Annotated in this window: 15 protein-coding genes and 1 riboswitch; of the genes, 5 read left to right on the forward strand and 10 right to left on the reverse strand. The window is 39.6% G+C overall.

What is annotated here, in order from left to right:
* Positions 1 to 64 precede the first annotated feature (64 nt).
* The 10 genes from CXF71_RS04405 to CXF71_RS04450 all read right to left on the reverse strand — a co-directional run bounded on the left by CXF71_RS04405 (position 65) and on the right by CXF71_RS04450 (position 11,166).
* Entirely contained in the window at positions 65 to 1,216 is a 1,152-nt protein-coding gene (locus tag CXF71_RS04405) for a patatin-like phospholipase family protein (RefSeq protein WP_101231767.1), read from the reverse strand.
* Between the two features lie 266 nt (positions 1,217 to 1,482).
* A complete protein-coding gene (locus CXF71_RS04410; RefSeq protein WP_232771379.1) occupies positions 1,483 to 1,842 on the reverse strand; it encodes a DUF3718 domain-containing protein in 360 nt (119 codons plus the stop codon).
* 58 nt (positions 1,843 to 1,900) lie between these two features.
* A riboswitch (cyclic di-GMP riboswitch) is annotated at positions 1,901 to 2,003 on the reverse strand.
* Positions 2,004 to 2,232: 229 nt separating this feature from the next.
* Complete coding sequence (locus tag CXF71_RS04415) at positions 2,233 to 2,889, reverse strand: 3-oxoacid CoA-transferase subunit B (protein WP_101231769.1); 657 nt, start codon at positions 2,887 to 2,889, stop codon at positions 2,233 to 2,235.
* Between the two features lie 2 nt (positions 2,890 to 2,891).
* Positions 2,892 to 3,617, reverse strand: coding sequence for a CoA transferase subunit A (locus CXF71_RS04420; RefSeq protein WP_101231770.1), 726 nt, complete (start codon positions 3,615 to 3,617; stop codon positions 2,892 to 2,894).
* A gap of 59 nt (positions 3,618 to 3,676) precedes the next feature.
* A complete protein-coding gene (locus tag CXF71_RS04425; protein WP_101231771.1) occupies positions 3,677 to 4,612 on the reverse strand; it encodes a hydroxymethylglutaryl-CoA lyase in 936 nt (311 codons plus the stop codon).
* On the reverse strand, positions 4,612 to 6,675 hold the full coding sequence (locus CXF71_RS04430) for an acetyl/propionyl/methylcrotonyl-CoA carboxylase subunit alpha (protein ID WP_101231772.1): 2,064 nt from the start codon (positions 6,673 to 6,675) through the stop codon (positions 4,612 to 4,614). Before CXF71_RS04430 ends, CXF71_RS04425 begins: the two co-directional genes overlap by 1 nt.
* Positions 6,676 to 6,679: 4 nt before the next feature.
* Entirely contained in the window at positions 6,680 to 7,540 is an 861-nt protein-coding gene (locus tag CXF71_RS04435; protein ID WP_101231773.1) for an enoyl-CoA hydratase/isomerase family protein, read from the reverse strand.
* A 102-nt stretch (positions 7,541 to 7,642) separates the two neighbouring features.
* Positions 7,643 to 9,250, reverse strand: a complete 1,608-nt coding sequence (locus CXF71_RS04440; protein WP_101231774.1) for a carboxyl transferase domain-containing protein — start codon at positions 9,248 to 9,250, stop codon at positions 7,643 to 7,645.
* A gap of 314 nt (positions 9,251 to 9,564) precedes the next feature.
* Positions 9,565 to 10,734 (reverse strand): isovaleryl-CoA dehydrogenase, encoded by a 1,170-nt coding sequence (locus tag CXF71_RS04445; protein ID WP_101231775.1) that lies wholly within the window; start codon positions 10,732 to 10,734, stop codon positions 9,565 to 9,567.
* 33 nt (positions 10,735 to 10,767) lie between these two features.
* Positions 10,768 to 11,166, reverse strand: a complete 399-nt coding sequence (locus CXF71_RS04450; protein ID WP_101231782.1) for a MerR family transcriptional regulator — start codon at positions 11,164 to 11,166, stop codon at positions 10,768 to 10,770.
* A 276-nt stretch (positions 11,167 to 11,442) separates the two neighbouring features.
* Here CXF71_RS04450 and CXF71_RS04455 point away from each other — a divergent pair, with 276 nt between their 5' ends.
* The 5 genes from CXF71_RS04455 to CXF71_RS04475 all read left to right on the forward strand — a co-directional run bounded on the left by CXF71_RS04455 (position 11,443) and on the right by CXF71_RS04475 (position 17,020).
* Positions 11,443 to 12,627, forward strand: a complete 1,185-nt coding sequence (locus CXF71_RS04455) for an acetyl-CoA C-acyltransferase (RefSeq protein WP_101231776.1) — start codon at positions 11,443 to 11,445, stop codon at positions 12,625 to 12,627.
* Between the two features lie 170 nt (positions 12,628 to 12,797).
* Positions 12,798 to 13,955, forward strand: coding sequence for an acyl-CoA dehydrogenase family protein (locus CXF71_RS04460; RefSeq protein WP_101231777.1), 1,158 nt, complete (start codon positions 12,798 to 12,800; stop codon positions 13,953 to 13,955).
* Positions 13,956 to 14,139: 184 nt separating this feature from the next.
* Positions 14,140 to 14,928, forward strand: a complete 789-nt coding sequence (locus tag CXF71_RS04465; protein ID WP_101231778.1) for an enoyl-CoA hydratase — start codon at positions 14,140 to 14,142, stop codon at positions 14,926 to 14,928.
* A 45-nt stretch (positions 14,929 to 14,973) separates the two neighbouring features.
* Complete coding sequence (locus CXF71_RS04470) at positions 14,974 to 16,161, forward strand: enoyl-CoA hydratase/isomerase family protein (protein WP_101231779.1); 1,188 nt, start codon at positions 14,974 to 14,976, stop codon at positions 16,159 to 16,161.
* Positions 16,162 to 16,249: 88 nt separating this feature from the next.
* The gene (locus tag CXF71_RS04475; protein ID WP_101231780.1) at positions 16,250 to 17,020 is read left to right on the forward strand and encodes an SDR family oxidoreductase; all 771 of its coding nucleotides are present in this window, start codon (positions 16,250 to 16,252) and stop codon (positions 17,018 to 17,020) included.
* Positions 17,021 to 17,334 lie beyond the last annotated feature (314 nt).

Below are 17,334 nucleotides of genomic sequence, written 5' to 3' on the forward strand. Positions count from 1 at the left end.
TATAATAAATTGACTGCTCTGTTAATAATATTGCTACCTCTACTTTGAAAATATAACTGGAAGATTAAATATCAAGAAAGGTTCTAATAGCTTGCTCTTTTTCCATGGCATCAGCGAAGCCTAACTTTATAAGTTCACCACAAAAGTTTTTCTCAAATAATAAATAACTGACAATACTTGATTCAGAATCATTACCTATTCCAGCACTACGTAAAAGTAAGCGAATGGATAATGGCAAGTCATAGTAATACTTGGCAGCAATAGCATTAAAATCATGGCTCGGGTTAATAACAAAGCTTTCTATGTGTTGTAACCCATCGTTTTCCTTTCTATTTTGAGCCGAGATTAATTTAAGGGTCTCATTAATGCGCGCCATGCGTTCTAGATCGCTGTGCAATGTATCAGCAAAGATAGAATCAAGAAGATGACCCGCAATCGTTGCAGAACTTGGTGGATGAGGGTTGTTTTCTCTTCCATGTAAAAGTACTTTTGGTTGGTCGACACCAATGACGAATATTTTCTTTGCTCCTAGATGAATCGCAGGGCTTAAAGGAGATAGCTGATGAACAGAGCCGTCACCGAAGTGCTGGTTTTTAATTTTAACTGAGGGAAATACCATTGGAATTGCGGCAGAAGCCATCAAATGCTCAGTGTTTAACTGGCACAATTCACCACGCCTTTTGATACGTGTCCAAGGTCGATCATTACTACCTGACTGATAGAAACTAATTGAATCACCATTACTATAACTTGACGCAGTAATCGATACAGCGGATAAGTAGCCACGGTCTATATTATTATCAATGCGGTTAAAATCGAGTATTTGGTTTAGTAACTCTCGAAGAGGAGCATTGTTAAGTAAACTACGAGGATGTTTATTAGCATAATCGGCTTGAAAGCTTGCCAGCATACCTTGGCTTATATGACTAAATACTTTGATTGGATCACTATGATAGATACTCGATATATTAAAATTCTTCCAGGCCCACTCCAGCTTTTTAACGCCTAAATGAAAGCATGATGCGTAACATGCCAACGATGTGGTATTAATAGCTCCTGCAGATGTACCCGAAAGAATTGGAAAAGGAATACCATGATTTCTAGGGATAAATTTTGCAATAGCTGACAAAACGCCAACTTGATAAGCGGCTCTAGCACCACCACCGGTTAGTACAAGCGCATTTTTACTATTAAGGTAATTTCGTTTTAGTGTCATAGGTAATTATTATTATATTTCTAATGGCTTGAACATCGCTCGAAAAATATCGATTTTTAATCAACTTCAATGAGTTAAGTGTAAGTGCTTTTTATTTACTTCGCTAGGACTTGCTTAGATTATTACTGGAGAAAGATGGTGTTTGAGACAAAAAAAAGCCAGCGGAAGCTGGCTTTTTTAAAATGACATAGAATTATTAATTAGTATAGCTTTTACTCATCCGTTTTTATTTCTAAAAGGTATTAACGTCTACTCAAAAAATAATCTTAACTGCTAACGCGAGCGTTGGCAGCGTCTATCAATGGTTGCGATCCAGCTTGAAGGACTGCTAGGTTAGCTGAAACAACGTTCTTTGGTAATTTTGAAATCATCAAAGTTCCTGTTTCTACTGAGCCTGAAGTCGATGCAAACTCTAATAAATTTTGACCATTACACTGAATACCGTCGAAGATACGACGAATTTTTAGCTTATTCGTCTTTAAAAAAGAACGCATGCGTTTCTTGTCATCGGATGCCACGTACTGACATATACTAGTCGCAATGTCAGCAGCTTGTACCTTTGGTGTCGTTACAGCAGACGTTAATGTTAAAACAGTGATGGTTGAAGCTATTAATAATTTTTTCATTTTATAAACCTTAATAATTGAGTTAATAAAAGAAAAAACCACGGGATGTACCTATTAACGAGGTGACTCCGCTATCATAGATAAAATTGAAATACTTCAATTAAACCCTTAGACCGGTGGTTTTGCGTAACACATTTTCACGTGCTTTGCCTTTTCTTTGTCAATATTAAGTATCACGTAATTGTTACCAAAGTGCAAGTTAATGGGCAATATAGTAGCTACCAGTGCAGGTAATACAAGTAGGATTATAGATTTTTTGCTACATATTACTTATAAATAATAAAGGTAACCACTTGAACAGTGACACCTTTATTATTTGAATGATTGCTACTTTTACTAGTATTAGACCGTTAAGGTAGTTGAATTATTTTGTCACAAAATAGTACAAAATTACAATTTCATTTCGGGTATTTCACCCGTGACAACCAACTCTCCCTCAGTTAACTTAATTATTTCTTCTACTGAGACGCCAGGGGCGCGTTCGAGTAAATGAAATTTACCTTCCTTAATTTCAATAAAAGCTAAATCAGTTAATACTTTCTTAATGCAACCTTTGCCAGTTAATGGCAAGGAACAGTTAGCAAGTAGCTTTGATACGCCATGTTTAGAGGCATGTGTCATGGTGACAATAATGTTATCTGCACCGGCTACTAGATCCATTGCGCCGCCCATACCTTTGATTAATTTACCTGGGATCATGTAGGAAGCGATATTTCCATGTACATCCACTTCAAAAGCACCAAGTACGGTTAAATCAACATGGCCACCACGTATCATGGCAAATGATTCAGCTGAATTAAATACGGAGGCACCTGGTGCCATGGTGACTGTTTGCTTACCTGCATTAATTAAGTCGGCGTCAATTTCATCTTCAGTTGGAAACGGACCCATACCAAGTAGGCCATTTTCTGATTGCAACATAACTTCGATATCTTGCGGGACATAGTTTGCAACGAGGGTAGGGATACCGATGCCTAAGTTAACGTAATAACCATCTTTTAGTTCTTGGGCGACACGTTGGGCGATTTGTTCTCTCGATAAAGCCATAGTTATTCTCCCTTTGCTTCGTGCTTGTCTGATGGTCGTGTAGTGCGTTGTTCAATGCGCTTTTCGAAAGTACCCTGAATTACGCGGTTAACGTATATGCCTGGCGTGTGAATTTGATCTGGGTCTAACTCTCCCACTTCAACTATTTCTTCAACTTCCACAACGGTAATTTTACCTGCGGTCGCGGCTAGAGGGTTAAAGTTACGCGCTGTTTTTCTAAAGACTAAATTGCCGTATCTATCGGCCTTCCAAGCTTTGACTATGGCAAAATCACCAACAATAGCTTCTTCTAAAATATAATCTCGACCATTAAATGTTCGTTCTTCTTTACCTTCCGCTACTGGTGTACCAACACCTGTTGCAGTAAAGAACGCTGGAATTCCAGCACCGCCGGCGCGCATTTTTTCTGCCAGTGTACCTTGTGGTGTTAATTCAACCTCTAACTCTCCAGCCATCATTTGACGTTCAAATTCGGCATTTTCGCCGACATAAGACGCGACAATTTTTTTAATTTGACGGTTAGGTAACAACACCCCTAAACCAAAGTCATCAACGCCACAGTTATTCGATACTAACGTTAGACCTTTAGTACCTTTACGCTTTATTTCAGCAATTAAATTTTCTGGAATGCCGCATAAGCCAAAGCCACCAGCAATGACTGTCATGTTATCGGTAAGTCCAGCCATGGCTTCTTCATAGCTTGATACTACTTTGTCAAATCCTGCCATCTTCATCTCCTACTCTTTATGTTCTATATGAAAGGTTATCAATTATTATTGCTGTTGAGCTAAGCTCGTTGTGCAAGGTAAGCGGTCGATACTTTAGAAATTGGCGGCTTGCCTAACTTCTCACTAATAAACCAACCGGCCTGTAGTAATTTATCAAAATCTATATTTGTTGTAATACCTAAACCGTTTAGCAGGTAAACAACATCTTCAGTAGCTACGTTGCCTGAAGCGCCCTTAGCATAAGGACAGCCACCTAAGCCTGCAATAGCACTATCGACAACAGAAATACCAAATTGTAGCGCGGCGTAAATGTTCGTTAACGCCTGTCCGTAGGTATCATGAAAGTGTACGGCTAGTTGAGCGCTTGGTACACGTACGCTTACCGCCTGTAACATCTTAGTTACGCTAGCAGGCGTACCAACACCAATGGTGTCGCCAAGGGATATTTCATAACAACCCATGGCGAGTAATTTTTCAGCAACCAATGCTACTTTCTCTGGATCAATATCACCTTCATAAGGGCAGCCGACCACACAAGATACATAACCGCGGACTTTAATATTACGTTTTTTAGCATCAGCTATAATAGGTGCAAATCGCTCAATGCTTTCTTCTATAGAACAATTGATGTTTTTTTGGCTGAAACTTTCAGACGCCGCAGCAAAGATGGCAATTTCATCTGCATTAACGGCAACCGCCGCTTCATAGCCCTTCATATTTGGGGTTAAAGCGGCGTAGGTGACATTTTTAACGCGCTTTATCGTTTCAAATACCTCAGTAGAGGTTGCCATTTGTGGCACCCATTTAGGTGAAACAAAACTGCCGCTCTCAATATAACTCACGCCAGCATCAGCTAATTGCTCAATTAACTCTACTTTATCTTCAGCGCTAATAGCCTTACCATTAATGAGAGCTTCATTTTGTAAGCCGTCTCTTGGGCCTACTTCAACAATCTTTACTTTACTTGGGAGGTTTGTCGGGAGTTGAATCGTCATTATTTCTCCTCTTCACTTTCTTGCAAAGGGAGAACTGAAAAAGCTAATAGTTCAGCGCCGCCATCAACCATGTCGCCAGCACAGAAGAATACTTCATCGACTACACCGTCGCTTGGCGCTTTAATGGTATGTTCCATTTTCATTGCTTCCATGATGATCAGAGGCTGATTTTTATTAACTTGCTCACCTGACGTTACTAGCACACTAACCACAGTGCCATTCATTGGCGCAGTTAAACCACCATGATTATCATCATCTTGATTTTGTCCATGATCAGGGTGAACTTGGCTAAAGTTAAATACGCCGTGCTCTTGATATAGGCTTATGCTGTTATCGCTATGTGCAATAATACTTTGGCTACGATGACCGTCAATAGTTACAGTAATCTTTTCACCTTCGATTTCACCCTGACAATCGACCGTATGCGTTGTCACACCTTCAGCACTGATGGTGATTAAATAATAACTAGCGCTGGACTGACGCTTTTGCTCAATGTTAATGGCGTATTCAATGTCATTATAAGCCAAGGTCAGCGCGTGATTATGTGCTTCATTTAATCGCCAAGCGTTAGTCATATGCCAAGGCGAGTGAGGATCATTACTCAATGCCGCTAACGTTTTAGTCTTCTTTTCTAACGAAAGCACTAGATATAATGCGGCAATAGGTAATTGCTTTGTTAATAACTCTTTATTTTGCTTTTCGCCTGCTTGATGAAAAATAGCATCGTGGTTTTTTTCAATAAAACCGGTATCTATATCTGCATTGATAAAAGCATCGGTGGTCGCTAAGTTATATAAAAACTCGATATTAGTGGTAACGCCATCAATGCGGTATTCACGTAAAGCTTTTGCTAATCGTTGTAAGGCTTTTTCTCTACTTTCATCCCAAACAATGAGTTTTGCGATCATAGGATCATAAAATACACTGACTTCATCACCTTGACGAACACCGGTATCAATACGCACATGTTTACTTTCCAATGGTGTTTTTAATAAATTTAATTGCCCAGTAGAGGGTAAAAAATCATTACTTGGGTCTTCAGCATATATTCTTGCTTCAAAAGCATGACCATTTATTGTTAATTCTTGCTGTTTTTTAGGTAGTTTTTCACCTGCGGCAACACGTAATTGCCACTCGACTAAATCTTGTCCTGAAATCATTTCGGTAACAGGGTGTTCAACTTGTAAACGGGTATTCATTTCCATAAAGTAAAATGAACCGTCAACATCAAGTAAGAACTCAACCGTGCCTGCACCTTGATAGCCAATGGCTTGTGCCGATTTTATTGCCGACTCACCCATTTTACAGCGAAGAAATTCACTCATACTAAAGGCTGGCGCTTCTTCAATCACTTTTTGATGACGGCGTTGCACTGAGCAATCACGTTCAAATAAATACACGGCATTTTGATGATTATCACAAAATACTTGTATTTCAACATGACGAGGCTGGGTTAAATACTTTTCAACCAACATGGTGTCATCACCAAATGATGACATCGCTTCACGTTTCGCTGCGGCTAAGCCTTCATCGAATTCAGCTTCGCTCCACACTTGGCGCATGCCCTTACCACCGCCGCCTGCTGTCGCTTTTAATAGTACCGGATAGCCCATGTCGTCAGCGGCTTTTTTGATGATGTCACGTGACTGATCATCACCATGATAACCAGGAACCAATGGCACATTGGCTTTTTCCATAATGTTTTTTGCAGCAGACTTTGAACCCATCGCTTCAATAGCTTCAACAGGAGGACCAATAAAAGTAATACCTTCTTGTTGACATGCACGACAAAAATCAGCATTTTCTGATAAAAAGCCATAACCAGGATGAATCGCTTGTGCGCCAGTTTTCTTGGCTGCAGCAATTACTTTCTCCCCAACTAGGTAACTTTCACGAGAAGGTGAAGCACCAAGATAAATAGCTTCGTCAGCCATATGAACATGCAAGGCATCTTTATCAGCGTCAGAATAGACAGCAACCGTTAAGATGCCCATTTTTTTGGCTGTTTTTATTATGCGGCAAGCAATTTCACCACGGTTAGCAATTAATATTTTACTAAACATTTATTTATCCTTCGCTCTTGGCTTTTATTGGCAATGTAATGGCATTTTTCTGCCAGCTTGGGCTACGTTTCTCAAAAAAAGCGCTGAGGCCTTCTTGACCTTCATTCGATACTCGAATACTGGCTATACGTGCACTGGTATCGTTAAGTAGTTGTTCATTGATGTCTTGATAAGCCACATCAAAAGCAAGTTGTTTAGCTTGTCTCATTGCTTCAGGGCTATTGCTAAGTAGAGTAGTAATCATCTTATCTACCGCTGGCGTTAACTCTTCAGCCTCAACAACTTCATCAACTAAACCGAGTTGCATAGCTTTATCGCTAAAGAAACGTTCAGCCGTTTGAAAATAACGTCTTGAAGCTTTTAAACCAATAGCATTAACAACATAAGGGCTAATCGTTGCAGGAATAAGCCCTAATTTAACTTCACTTAAACAAAAACTGGCCTTATTGCTGGCGATAACAATATCGCAACAGCTAGCTAAACCAACAGCACCGCCAAAAGCAGCACCTTGAATCTTAGCAATGGTTGCTTGTGGCAGAAAATTTAATGCTTTTAGCATTTGTGCCAAGGCATTAGCATCTTTGAGGTTATCTTCATAAGAATAACCCGCCATACGTTTCATCCAGCCTAAATCGGCACCGGCGCTAAAACTTTTACCATTAGCTGCTAACACCATGATTTTAATATCGTCACGCTGGGCAATATCATTAAAAATATCAGTTAAGGTTTTGATGATAACGTCATCGAAAGCGTTGTGTTTATCAGCATTATCAAAAGTAACAGTAGCGACGCCATTATCGCTTATTGTATAAAGCACTTCTTTTGAAGTTGAAACTGATGTTGAAATTGATGTATCAATCGACATACTTTTTCCTTTACGTTTAGTATTTTTAGTAACTAGGGATAAATTGTATCCGCACTATTTATCCATTTGATTAACCTTGTTTTTTAACTAAGGCAGGGCACGTTACATTCTGAAAATACCAAATTTAGTGTCTTCTATGGGTTTATTTAATGACGCAGATATCGCTAGACCTAGAACTTGTCGAGTGTCAGCGGGATCTATAATGCCGTCATCCCATAAACGCGCAGAAGCATAATAAGGGTGGCCTTGGTGTTCATAGTCTTCAATAATAGGTTTTTTGAATGCTTGTTCTTGTTCATCACTCCAGCTTTCACCTAATTTCTCTTTTTTATCACGGGTAACTTGTGCCATTACGCCAGCGGCTTGCTCTCCACCCATGACTGATATTCTGGCATTTGGCCACATAAATAAGAAACGCGGATCATAAGCTCGGCCACACATACCGTAATTTCCGGCGCCAAAACTGCCACCAATTAATATAGTAAATTTAGGGACTTGTGCGGTGGCAACGGCAGTTACCATTTTTGCGCCATGCTTGGCGATACCACCGGACTCATATTGTTTACCTACCATAAAACCGGTAATGTTTTGCAGAAAAACCAGTGGTATTTTACGTTGAGCGCAGAGTTGAATAAAATGAGCCCCTTTTTCCGCTGACTCACCAAATAACACGCCATTATTGGCGACGATACCAACAGGGTAGCCAAATATTTTCGCGAACCCGCAAACTAAGGTGTTGCCATAAAGTGCTTTAAATTCATCAAAATTACTGCCATCAACTATGCGGGCAATAACTTCACGAATGTCATAAGGTTGACGGGTATCTTTAGGAATAATGCCGTAAATTTCTTCACTTGAATACGCAGGCTCAACAACTTGCTGGAAGTCTATCGTTACTGGTTTAACTCTATTTAAATTCTTAACGGCAGAACGTGCTATTTCTAGCGCATGATGATCGTTTTGTGCGTAATGATCGGTAACACCTGAAGTACGACAATGCACATCTGCGCCACCTAAATCTTCAGCACTAACTACTTCACCTGTAGCTGCTTTAACTAAAGGGGGACCAGCTAAAAATATAGTGCCTTGCTCTTTAACAATGATTGACTCATCAGCCATCGCAGGTACATAAGCACCACCGGCAGTACAAGAGCCCATAACTACGGCTATTTGAGGAATGTTATTGGCAGACATATTAGCTTGGTTAAAGAAAATACGACCAAAATGCTCTTTATCAGGGAAAACATCATCTTGGTTAGGTAAATTAGCGCCCCCTGAATCAACAAGATAGATACAAGGTAAGTTGTTTTCTTGTGCTATTGCCTGTGCTCTAAGGTGTTTTTTTACTGTTAGTGGATAGTAAGTACCACCTTTTACCGTCGCATCATTAGTAACAATGACACACTCTTGCCCTGACACTCTACCAATACCGGTAATAATACCCGCGCAAGGGACGTGATCTTCATAGACTTTATAAGCTGCTAGCTGCGAAAACTCGAGAAAGGCTGAGCCAGTATCGAGTAGGGCATTAACTCTGTCACGTGGCAATAACTTACCGCGGTCTAAATGGCGTTGACGACTACGCTCGCCGCCCCCCTGTTTCACTTCACAGAGCTTGTTACGCAAGTCATCAATTTGAATTTGCATATGAGCAGCATTGTCTAAAAAGTCTTGGCTGCGAGTGTTTATTTTACTTACTAATTTTGCCACGGTAGTGCCTTTTATTTGTTAGTCATCGTTTATTTTATTGCGAGTTTATTCAATTACGGCGTTGAAAAACGCTCATTGACTAACGTCAACTCCGCTTTTTTGCCTTGTACTTGAATCAAGTCGCTGCAAACTAGACAATTACTGGTTCAATTCTAACTCTGTGTTTTTCGTTCAATGTCTTTTATTCAAATAATAAATGTAGTGATTCAGCTTTAAGTTATATGGTGCAATAAGAAGGAAATAGAACGGAGTTGACGCTAGTCAATGAGTACTCTTGACGATCTTATTGCACCATATAACGATAAGATGGCTCGCTACTTTGATTCGTTGAACAATTCACGACCAATTAACATACGGCGAATTTCCGAGGTGCCAGCACCAATCTCATATAACTTGGCATCACGTAATAAACGACCTGCTGGAAATTCATTGATATAACCATTACCGCCAAGCAATTGAATGGTATCAAGTGCCATTTTTGTCGCTAATTCGGCCGCATATAAAATTACCGCTGCTGAATCTTTACGTGTAGTTTCACCACGATCACAAGCCTGAGCCACCATATAAGCGTAAGATTTGGCTGCATTCATTTGTGTGTACATGTCAGCAATTTTACCTTGTACTAATTGGAACTCACCAATAGATTGACCAAATTGCTTTCTGTCGTGAATATAAGGTACGACTAAATCCATACAGGCATCCATGATGCCTAAAGAACCACCGGATAAAACTACGCGTTCGTAATCTAATCCTGACATTAAAACGCGGACGCCTTTGCCTTCAGTGCCTAAAATGTTTTCTGCTGGTACTTCACAATCTTGAAAAACTAACTCACAGGTATTTGAACCACGCATACCTAACTTGTCTAATTTCTGATGGCGAGAAAACCCTGGGTAATCACGTTCAACAATAAAGGCAGTAATACCTTTTGAACCAGCACTAGTATCTGTTTTAGCATAAATAACAAAAACATCAGCATCTGGACCATTGGTGATCCACATTTTATTACCGTTAAGAATGTACTTATCACCTTTTTTATCAGCGCGAAGTTTCATGCTTACAACATCACTACCTGCATTTGGCTCACTCATCGCAAGTGCACCAACATGTTCACCCGTACAAAGTTTTGGTAAGTACTTGAGCTTTTGCTCATGAGAGCCATTTTTGCTTAACTGGTTTAAACATAAGTTCGACATAGCGCCGTAACTCAAACCTACAGAAGCAGAAGCTCTGCTTATTTCTTGCATAGCAACAATATGTTCTAAATAACCGAGTCCTGAACCACCGTACTGTTCATCAACGGTCATGCCTAATAGACCCATGTCGCCGAATTTACGCCATAAATCTTTTGGAAACTCATTGTCGATGTCTATTTGTGCTGCGCGAGGAGCTATTTCATCTCGAGCAAAGGCATTTACCTGCTCGCGGATCATATCGACGGTTTCGCCTAAATTAAAGTTAAGTGATCTGTATTGTGAAATCATAATGGTTCCTTTACCTTTGCTTTTATAGTGGGCTTATTTGTTTTCTAGTGCCTTAAGAGTCTCTTGACAATTAACTTCTAGATCATTCAATTCAATTAATACTGCATTAATATCTTCAAGTTGTTGCTTTAAATCATTTTTTTTGTTGTTAATAAGTTCCATTATGCTGTTTAACTGCTTAGCACTGGTTTTATCTACGTCGTACAGTTCAAATAAGCGGCCTGTTTCAGCTAATGAAAACCCTAGGCGTTTACCGCGCAAAATTAACTTTAGTCGAACTTTATCTCTTTGGTTATAAATTCTCGTTTGTCCTTTACGAGAAGGAGAGACTAACCCCTGATCTTCATAGAAACGTATGCTGCGCGTGGTAATATCAAATTCTTTTGATAAGTCGCTAATAGAGTATTTAGTTGAGCTAATTTTTGATGTCATTTGTTTACTCGGATATATCATCTTGAATAAATTTGCTTATTGATTTATCTTATAGGAAGTTTACGTTAACGTAAAGGTTGCTTTTGTTGTTGATTAAAATAATAAATTTATCCTGTAAGAAAGGTCTTACAGTTTGCTTTGTTATTAATTATCTTACTCACTAGGGTTACGTTGGCGTAAAGGCACTATTAAGTTAGGCTTTATCAAAAGAGATTAACTTATCCAATTACATTGTAATTATTCAAATTTATTATCATTTATAAGCTGGAGAGCTCCATGTCATCATTAGATCCTATTGTTATTGTTTCAGCCGTAAGAACACCTATGGGTGGGTTTGGCGGTTGCTTATCACCGGTAACGGCGCCTGAATTAGGTGCTAGCGCAATTAAAGGCGCAATAGCACAAGCGAATTTAGCCAATGATCAAGTTGACGAAGTCATCATGGGCTGTGTTTTACCGGCCGGCTTAAAGCAAGCACCAGCCAGACAAGCAGCAATCGCTGCTGATTTATCATTATCTACTGTCTGTACCACAATTAATAAAGTCTGTGGCTCAGGTATGAAAGCTGCGATGCAAGCACATGATTCATTACTTGCTGGCTCTATCGATGTCGCTGTTGCTGGCGGAATGGAAAGCATGAGTAATGCACCCTATCTATTACCGAAAGTTAGAACAGGTTTGCGTATGGGGCATGGCGAAGTCATTGATCATATGATGCTTGACGGCTTAGAAAATGCGTATGACGGAATTTCTATGGGCTGTTTTGCTCAAGAGACTGCTGATGAAGCTGATTTTACTCGTGAAGCGATGGATGAATTTGCTATCCGCTCACTAAGTCGTGCCAACCAAGCAATTGACTCTGGCGCTTTCAAAAATGAAATTACCGCTGTTACCGTAGTGAATAGACGTAAAGAAACTATTATTGATACCGACGAACAACCCGGTAATGCTCGCCCAGATAAAATACCTTCATTGCGTGCAGCTTTTAAAAAAGGTGGCACCATTACCGCGGCAAATTCTAGTTCTATATCAGATGGTGCAGCAGCGCTTGTGATGATGAAATTATCGGAAGCACAAAAACGCGGTTTATCACCACTTTGTAAAATTGTAGCGCATGCAACACATGCGCAAGCACCGGCAGAGTTCACTGTAGCTCCAGTAGGGGCAATGACAAAAGTATTAGCCAAAGCAAATTGGAAAACAGCTGATGTTGATTTATTTGAGATCAACGAAGCTTTTGCCATGGTAACTATGTTGGCGGTAAAAAATATGTCATTAGATATCAACAAAGTAAATATTCATGGTGGTGCATGTGCATTAGGTCATCCTTTAGGCGCAAGTGGTGCACGTATTATGGTGACCCTAATACACGCATTGAAAAATAAAGGTCTGTCTAAAGGTGTTGCTTCCCTTTGTATTGGCGGCGGCGAAGCTACGGCAATTGCATTAGAAATACTGTAATTATCTACCTTGTTGCTGTATAGCCCAATTTATCTGTAAAAAGTACTCATTGACGATCGTCAACTTGGTGCTTTTGTCTTTAATTTGGGTCATACCGCTTAACGCTGAATAACTACAAAACAACTATAAAGTAAGTATAAATAGATACTTTTCTAGCTTAGGAATTACTGATGAATTTTGATTTAACCGAAGACCAACAAATGTTTGCTGAAACTGCTAAGCAGTTCAGCGATAGTGAGTTATTACCCAATGCGGCCAAGTGGGATATAGAACATACCTTTCCAAAAGATGTGATAACTAAAGCGGGAGAACTTGGTTTCTGTGGTTTATATGCTCCAGAAGATGCTGGTGGTTTAGGGTTGAGTCGATTAGATTCATCAATAATCTTCGAGCAGCTTTCCATGGGATGTACTACTACCACGGCCATGATGACCATACATAATATGGCAACATGGATGATCGCAACTTGGGGCACAACAGTAATAAAAGAAGCTTGGTGTCCTGAGTTAGTAACGGGTGAAAAGCTTGCATCTTATTGTTTAACCGAACCTGGTGCAGGCTCTGATGCTGCATCACTACGTACAAGCGCTAAAGTTGAAGGCGATCATTATATTATTAATGGTTCGAAAATGTTTATTTCTGGCGCGGGCGAAACTGATGTATTAGTAGTTATGGTCCGCACAGGAGGACCAGGCGCTAAAGGGATTTCAGCTGTTGTTATTCCTGCGGACGCACCCGGGGTGATTTATGGTAAAGCTGAAGAGAAAATGGGCTGGAATGCACAGCCAACAAAGCAAATTACTTTTGATAATGTCAAAATTCCACGAGAGAATTTACTCGCTAATGAAGGTGACGGTTTCACCTTAGCGATGAAGGGGCTCGATGGCGGTCGCATTAACATTGCTACCTGTTCAATAGGTACTGCACAACAAGCGTTAAATACGGCTATGACATATATGCAAGATCGTGAACAATTTGGTAAGCCAATTGCGGCATTTCAAGGTTTACAATTTAAACTCGCAGATATGGCTACTGAACTAGTCGCAGCAAGACAGTTAGTGCGATTAGCGGCTTATAAATTAGATCAAAACGATGCAGAGAAAACCGCCTATTGTGCAATGGCCAAACGCTTTGCAACAGATATCGGTTTTCAAGTTTGTGATGCGGCTCTACAAATCCATGGTGGTTATGGTTACGTGAAAGAGTATCCCCTAGAACGTCACTTTAGAGATGTACGTGTTCATCAAATCCTTGAAGGCACTAATGAAATAATGCGCGTTATTATCGCTCGACGATTATTAACGGAAGGGGCAGGGCAACTACTTTAGGAAAAACCTAAAAGGCTCTGATGTATCTCACTCAACAATTGTATGGGATACACCTTTCATGAAAAATATATTAAAGCTGTACACAAAACACTATGTATCCGGTACATAGTTAACAGCCGATAATATAAAGCTAAAAAACACATAATAAAAAATATTAGTATCAAATACTTAGCAAGGAAAGAAAATGTCCGATTATTCATCACAGTTTTTACGAGTAGAAGTAATTGCTCATACCGCCGTCGTCACCTTTAATAATCCTCCCGCGCATACGTGGACTGCACAAAGTTTGGCAGATTTACGTGATTTAGTTTTAGTGTTAAATGAAGACAAAAACATTTACGCTTTAGTTTTAACAGGAGATGGCGCTAAATTTTTCTCTGCCGGGGCAGATCTTAATATTTTTGCTGGTGGTGATAAACAAGTTGCAGCGGATATGAGTGACATTTTTGGTCAGGCATTTGAAACATTATCAGCATTTCGCGGTGTTTCTATTTCAGCTATCAATGGCTACGCTATGGGCGGAGGCTTAGAAGTTGCCTTAGCCTGTGATATTCGTATTGCAGAAGAGCATGCGGTTATGGCTTTACCCGAAGCAAGTGTTGGTTTACTACCTTGTGCTGGTGGCACACAAAATCTTGCGATACTCGTGGGCGAAGGTTGGACTAAACGTATGATTTTATGTGGTGAGCGCATTAATGCAGAAAAAGCCCTTGCGATAAAATTAGTTGAAGAAGTGGTTGCTCAAGGTGACTCAAAGAATGCTGCTATTGCTTTGGCTGAAAAAGTATCGAGACAAAGCCCCGTTGCTGTAGCAGCTTGTAAACAACTAATACAAAAAAATCGTGTCATGCCTACTGCTCGTGCTTTACCACAAGAGCGTCAGGCTTTTGTTGAGTTATTTAATTCACTTGACCAAAAAGAAGGCGTACAAGCCTTTCTGGATAAGCGTAAGCCAGTTTGGTTAAATAAATAGTTTTGCTACTTTAAAAACTTTGCCAGAATTCAGAAAGGAAAAATTATGACAGACGTAGTTCTTTTTCAAGAAGTTGATTGTGATAACGGTAAAAAAATTGGGGTAATAACCCTTAACTCACCAAAATCACTTAATGCGTTAAGTGGCGATATGATCGCGCTACTTTACCCCAAATTGGTTGCATGGCAACAACAGCAAAATATTGCCGCCGTATTTTTGCAGGGCGAAGGAGAAAAAGCCTTTTGCGCCGGTGGCGATATAGTGCATTTATATAATGCTATGAAAGATAGTGCCATGAAAAACAGTGTTACCAAAAGTAATACGAGCACTGAGGGATCAGTGGATGTATTAAGTGCAGACAATAAATTTGCACCAGAAATTGAAGATTACTTTACTCAAGAGTATCAATTAGATTTTTTAATTCATCGCTTTAACAAACCTTTTATTGTCTGGGGTAGCGGCATTGTCATGGGTGGTGGATTAGGTATGCTCGTTGGAGCAAGTCATCGCGTGGTAACTGAAAACTCACGGATAGCGATGCCTGAAATTAGTATTGGTTTGTTCCCTGATGTTGGTGGCAGTTACTTTCTAAATAAAATGCCTGCTGGTTGTGGTTTATTCTTAGCATTAACCGGTGCCTCTATAAATGCGGCAGATGCTAAGTTTTGTCAGCTTGCTGATTATTTTGTTGAGCAACAACACAAGGATAACTTGGTTAGCCAACTTAAGATGATTAACTGGGGGGAAACAATCCCATTAAATCACGACAAGGCTTCGCAACTGTTACAAGAGTTTGAACAAGGCTCAGTAAGTAAATTACCAGCTTCGCCTTTAAGAGAGCATCAAACATTAATCACTCAACTTGTAGATAAGCATGAGTTAACTGATATTGTAACGGCAATCTTAAGTCTTGAGACTGAAGATAAGTGGCTGAGTCGCGCACAAAAGTCATTGAAAAATGGTAGCGCCTTGAGCGCACAATTAGCCTATTCGCAATTACAACGTGGTAAAGGCATGACATTAGCTGATTGTTTTCGTATGGAATTAAACTTAGCAGTTAAATGCGGTCATTTTGGAGAGTTCCTAGAGGGTGTCAGAGCACTATTAATAGATAAAGATAATAATCCGCAATGGCGTTATTCATCAGTTGACTTAATTGATGCTAAAGTACTTGATTGGTTTTTCGAATCGACTTGGTCAAAAGCAGAGCATCCACTTGCTAAATTAGCGTAATTAGTCGGTACAACATATAACAGGGGATAGTCATAGCACATATTGCTTTGACCCTCTTAATGTATTAAATAAAAGTAAGTAGATAATAATGAAATTACAAGATAAAACAATCGTCATCACTGGTGGTGGTCAAGGTCTAGGTTTGACTATGGCTATTAGTTTTGCTCAATCTGGAGCTAATATAGCGTTAATCGATTTAAATGAAGAACAATTGAAAGAAAGCGTTCAGCAAGTTAAGTCGGCTGGTACTGAAGGAATAAAAGTTGCTTATTACCTTGCTAACGTAAGTAAAGAAGCTGAGGTTGAAGCAACGTTTAAACAAATCAACGCAGACTTTAACGGTATTGATGGCTTAGTTAATAATGCCGGCATCTTACGTGATGGTATGTTTGTAAAAGCGAAAGATGGCGTTGTTAGTAAAAAGATGTCTTTAGAAAACTTTCAATCGGTTATTGATGTGAATCTAACGGGGGTATTCTTATGCGGCCGTGAAGCAGCGGTTCATATGATAGAAGGTCGAAAAGAAGGCGTTATTATTAATATGTCATCAATTGCTCGTGGTGGTAATATGGGACAAACCAACTATGCAGCAGCAAAAGCAGGCGTTGTAGCAATGACAACAACATGGGCGAGGGAACTTGGACGTCACGGTATACGTGTTGGCGCTATAGCTCCAGGTGTAATACGTACAGCAATGACTGATGCAATGAAACCAGAGATGCGAGACAGGTTAGAGAAAATGAAACCCGTTGGCCGTTTAGGTGAAGCAGAAGAAATTGCCCATACTGCGAAATACATCTTTGAAAATGAATTTTTCACTGGTCGCGTCGTAGAAATAGACGGTGGCCTTTGTATGTAATGTTTATCGTAGACAGGTAAAGTGTAACTACGCTTGATTATTAACCAAGTTCTATCATTTGAACTTGGTTTTGTTTAACAATTAAACAATCATAAAGAAAAACGAAAAAGAATGTAAAAAACACTTGATCAAAAGGTAAAGCTCTCTATAATGCGCTCCAGTTCCAAGGGGTTCACGCAAAATGAATCATCAACGAACTGTTTTGATATGTTATCTAAGCGATTAAGTGGTAAATAACATAAGTTAACGTGTAATTTTAAATGTTTCTCGAAATTATTTGAAATAAATGTTGACATCAAAACTAGGAAGTGTAG

Origin of the sequence: Colwellia sp. 12G3 (genome assembly GCF_002836775.1) — a bacterium.
GTDB lineage: Bacteria > Pseudomonadota > Gammaproteobacteria > Enterobacterales > Alteromonadaceae > Colwellia.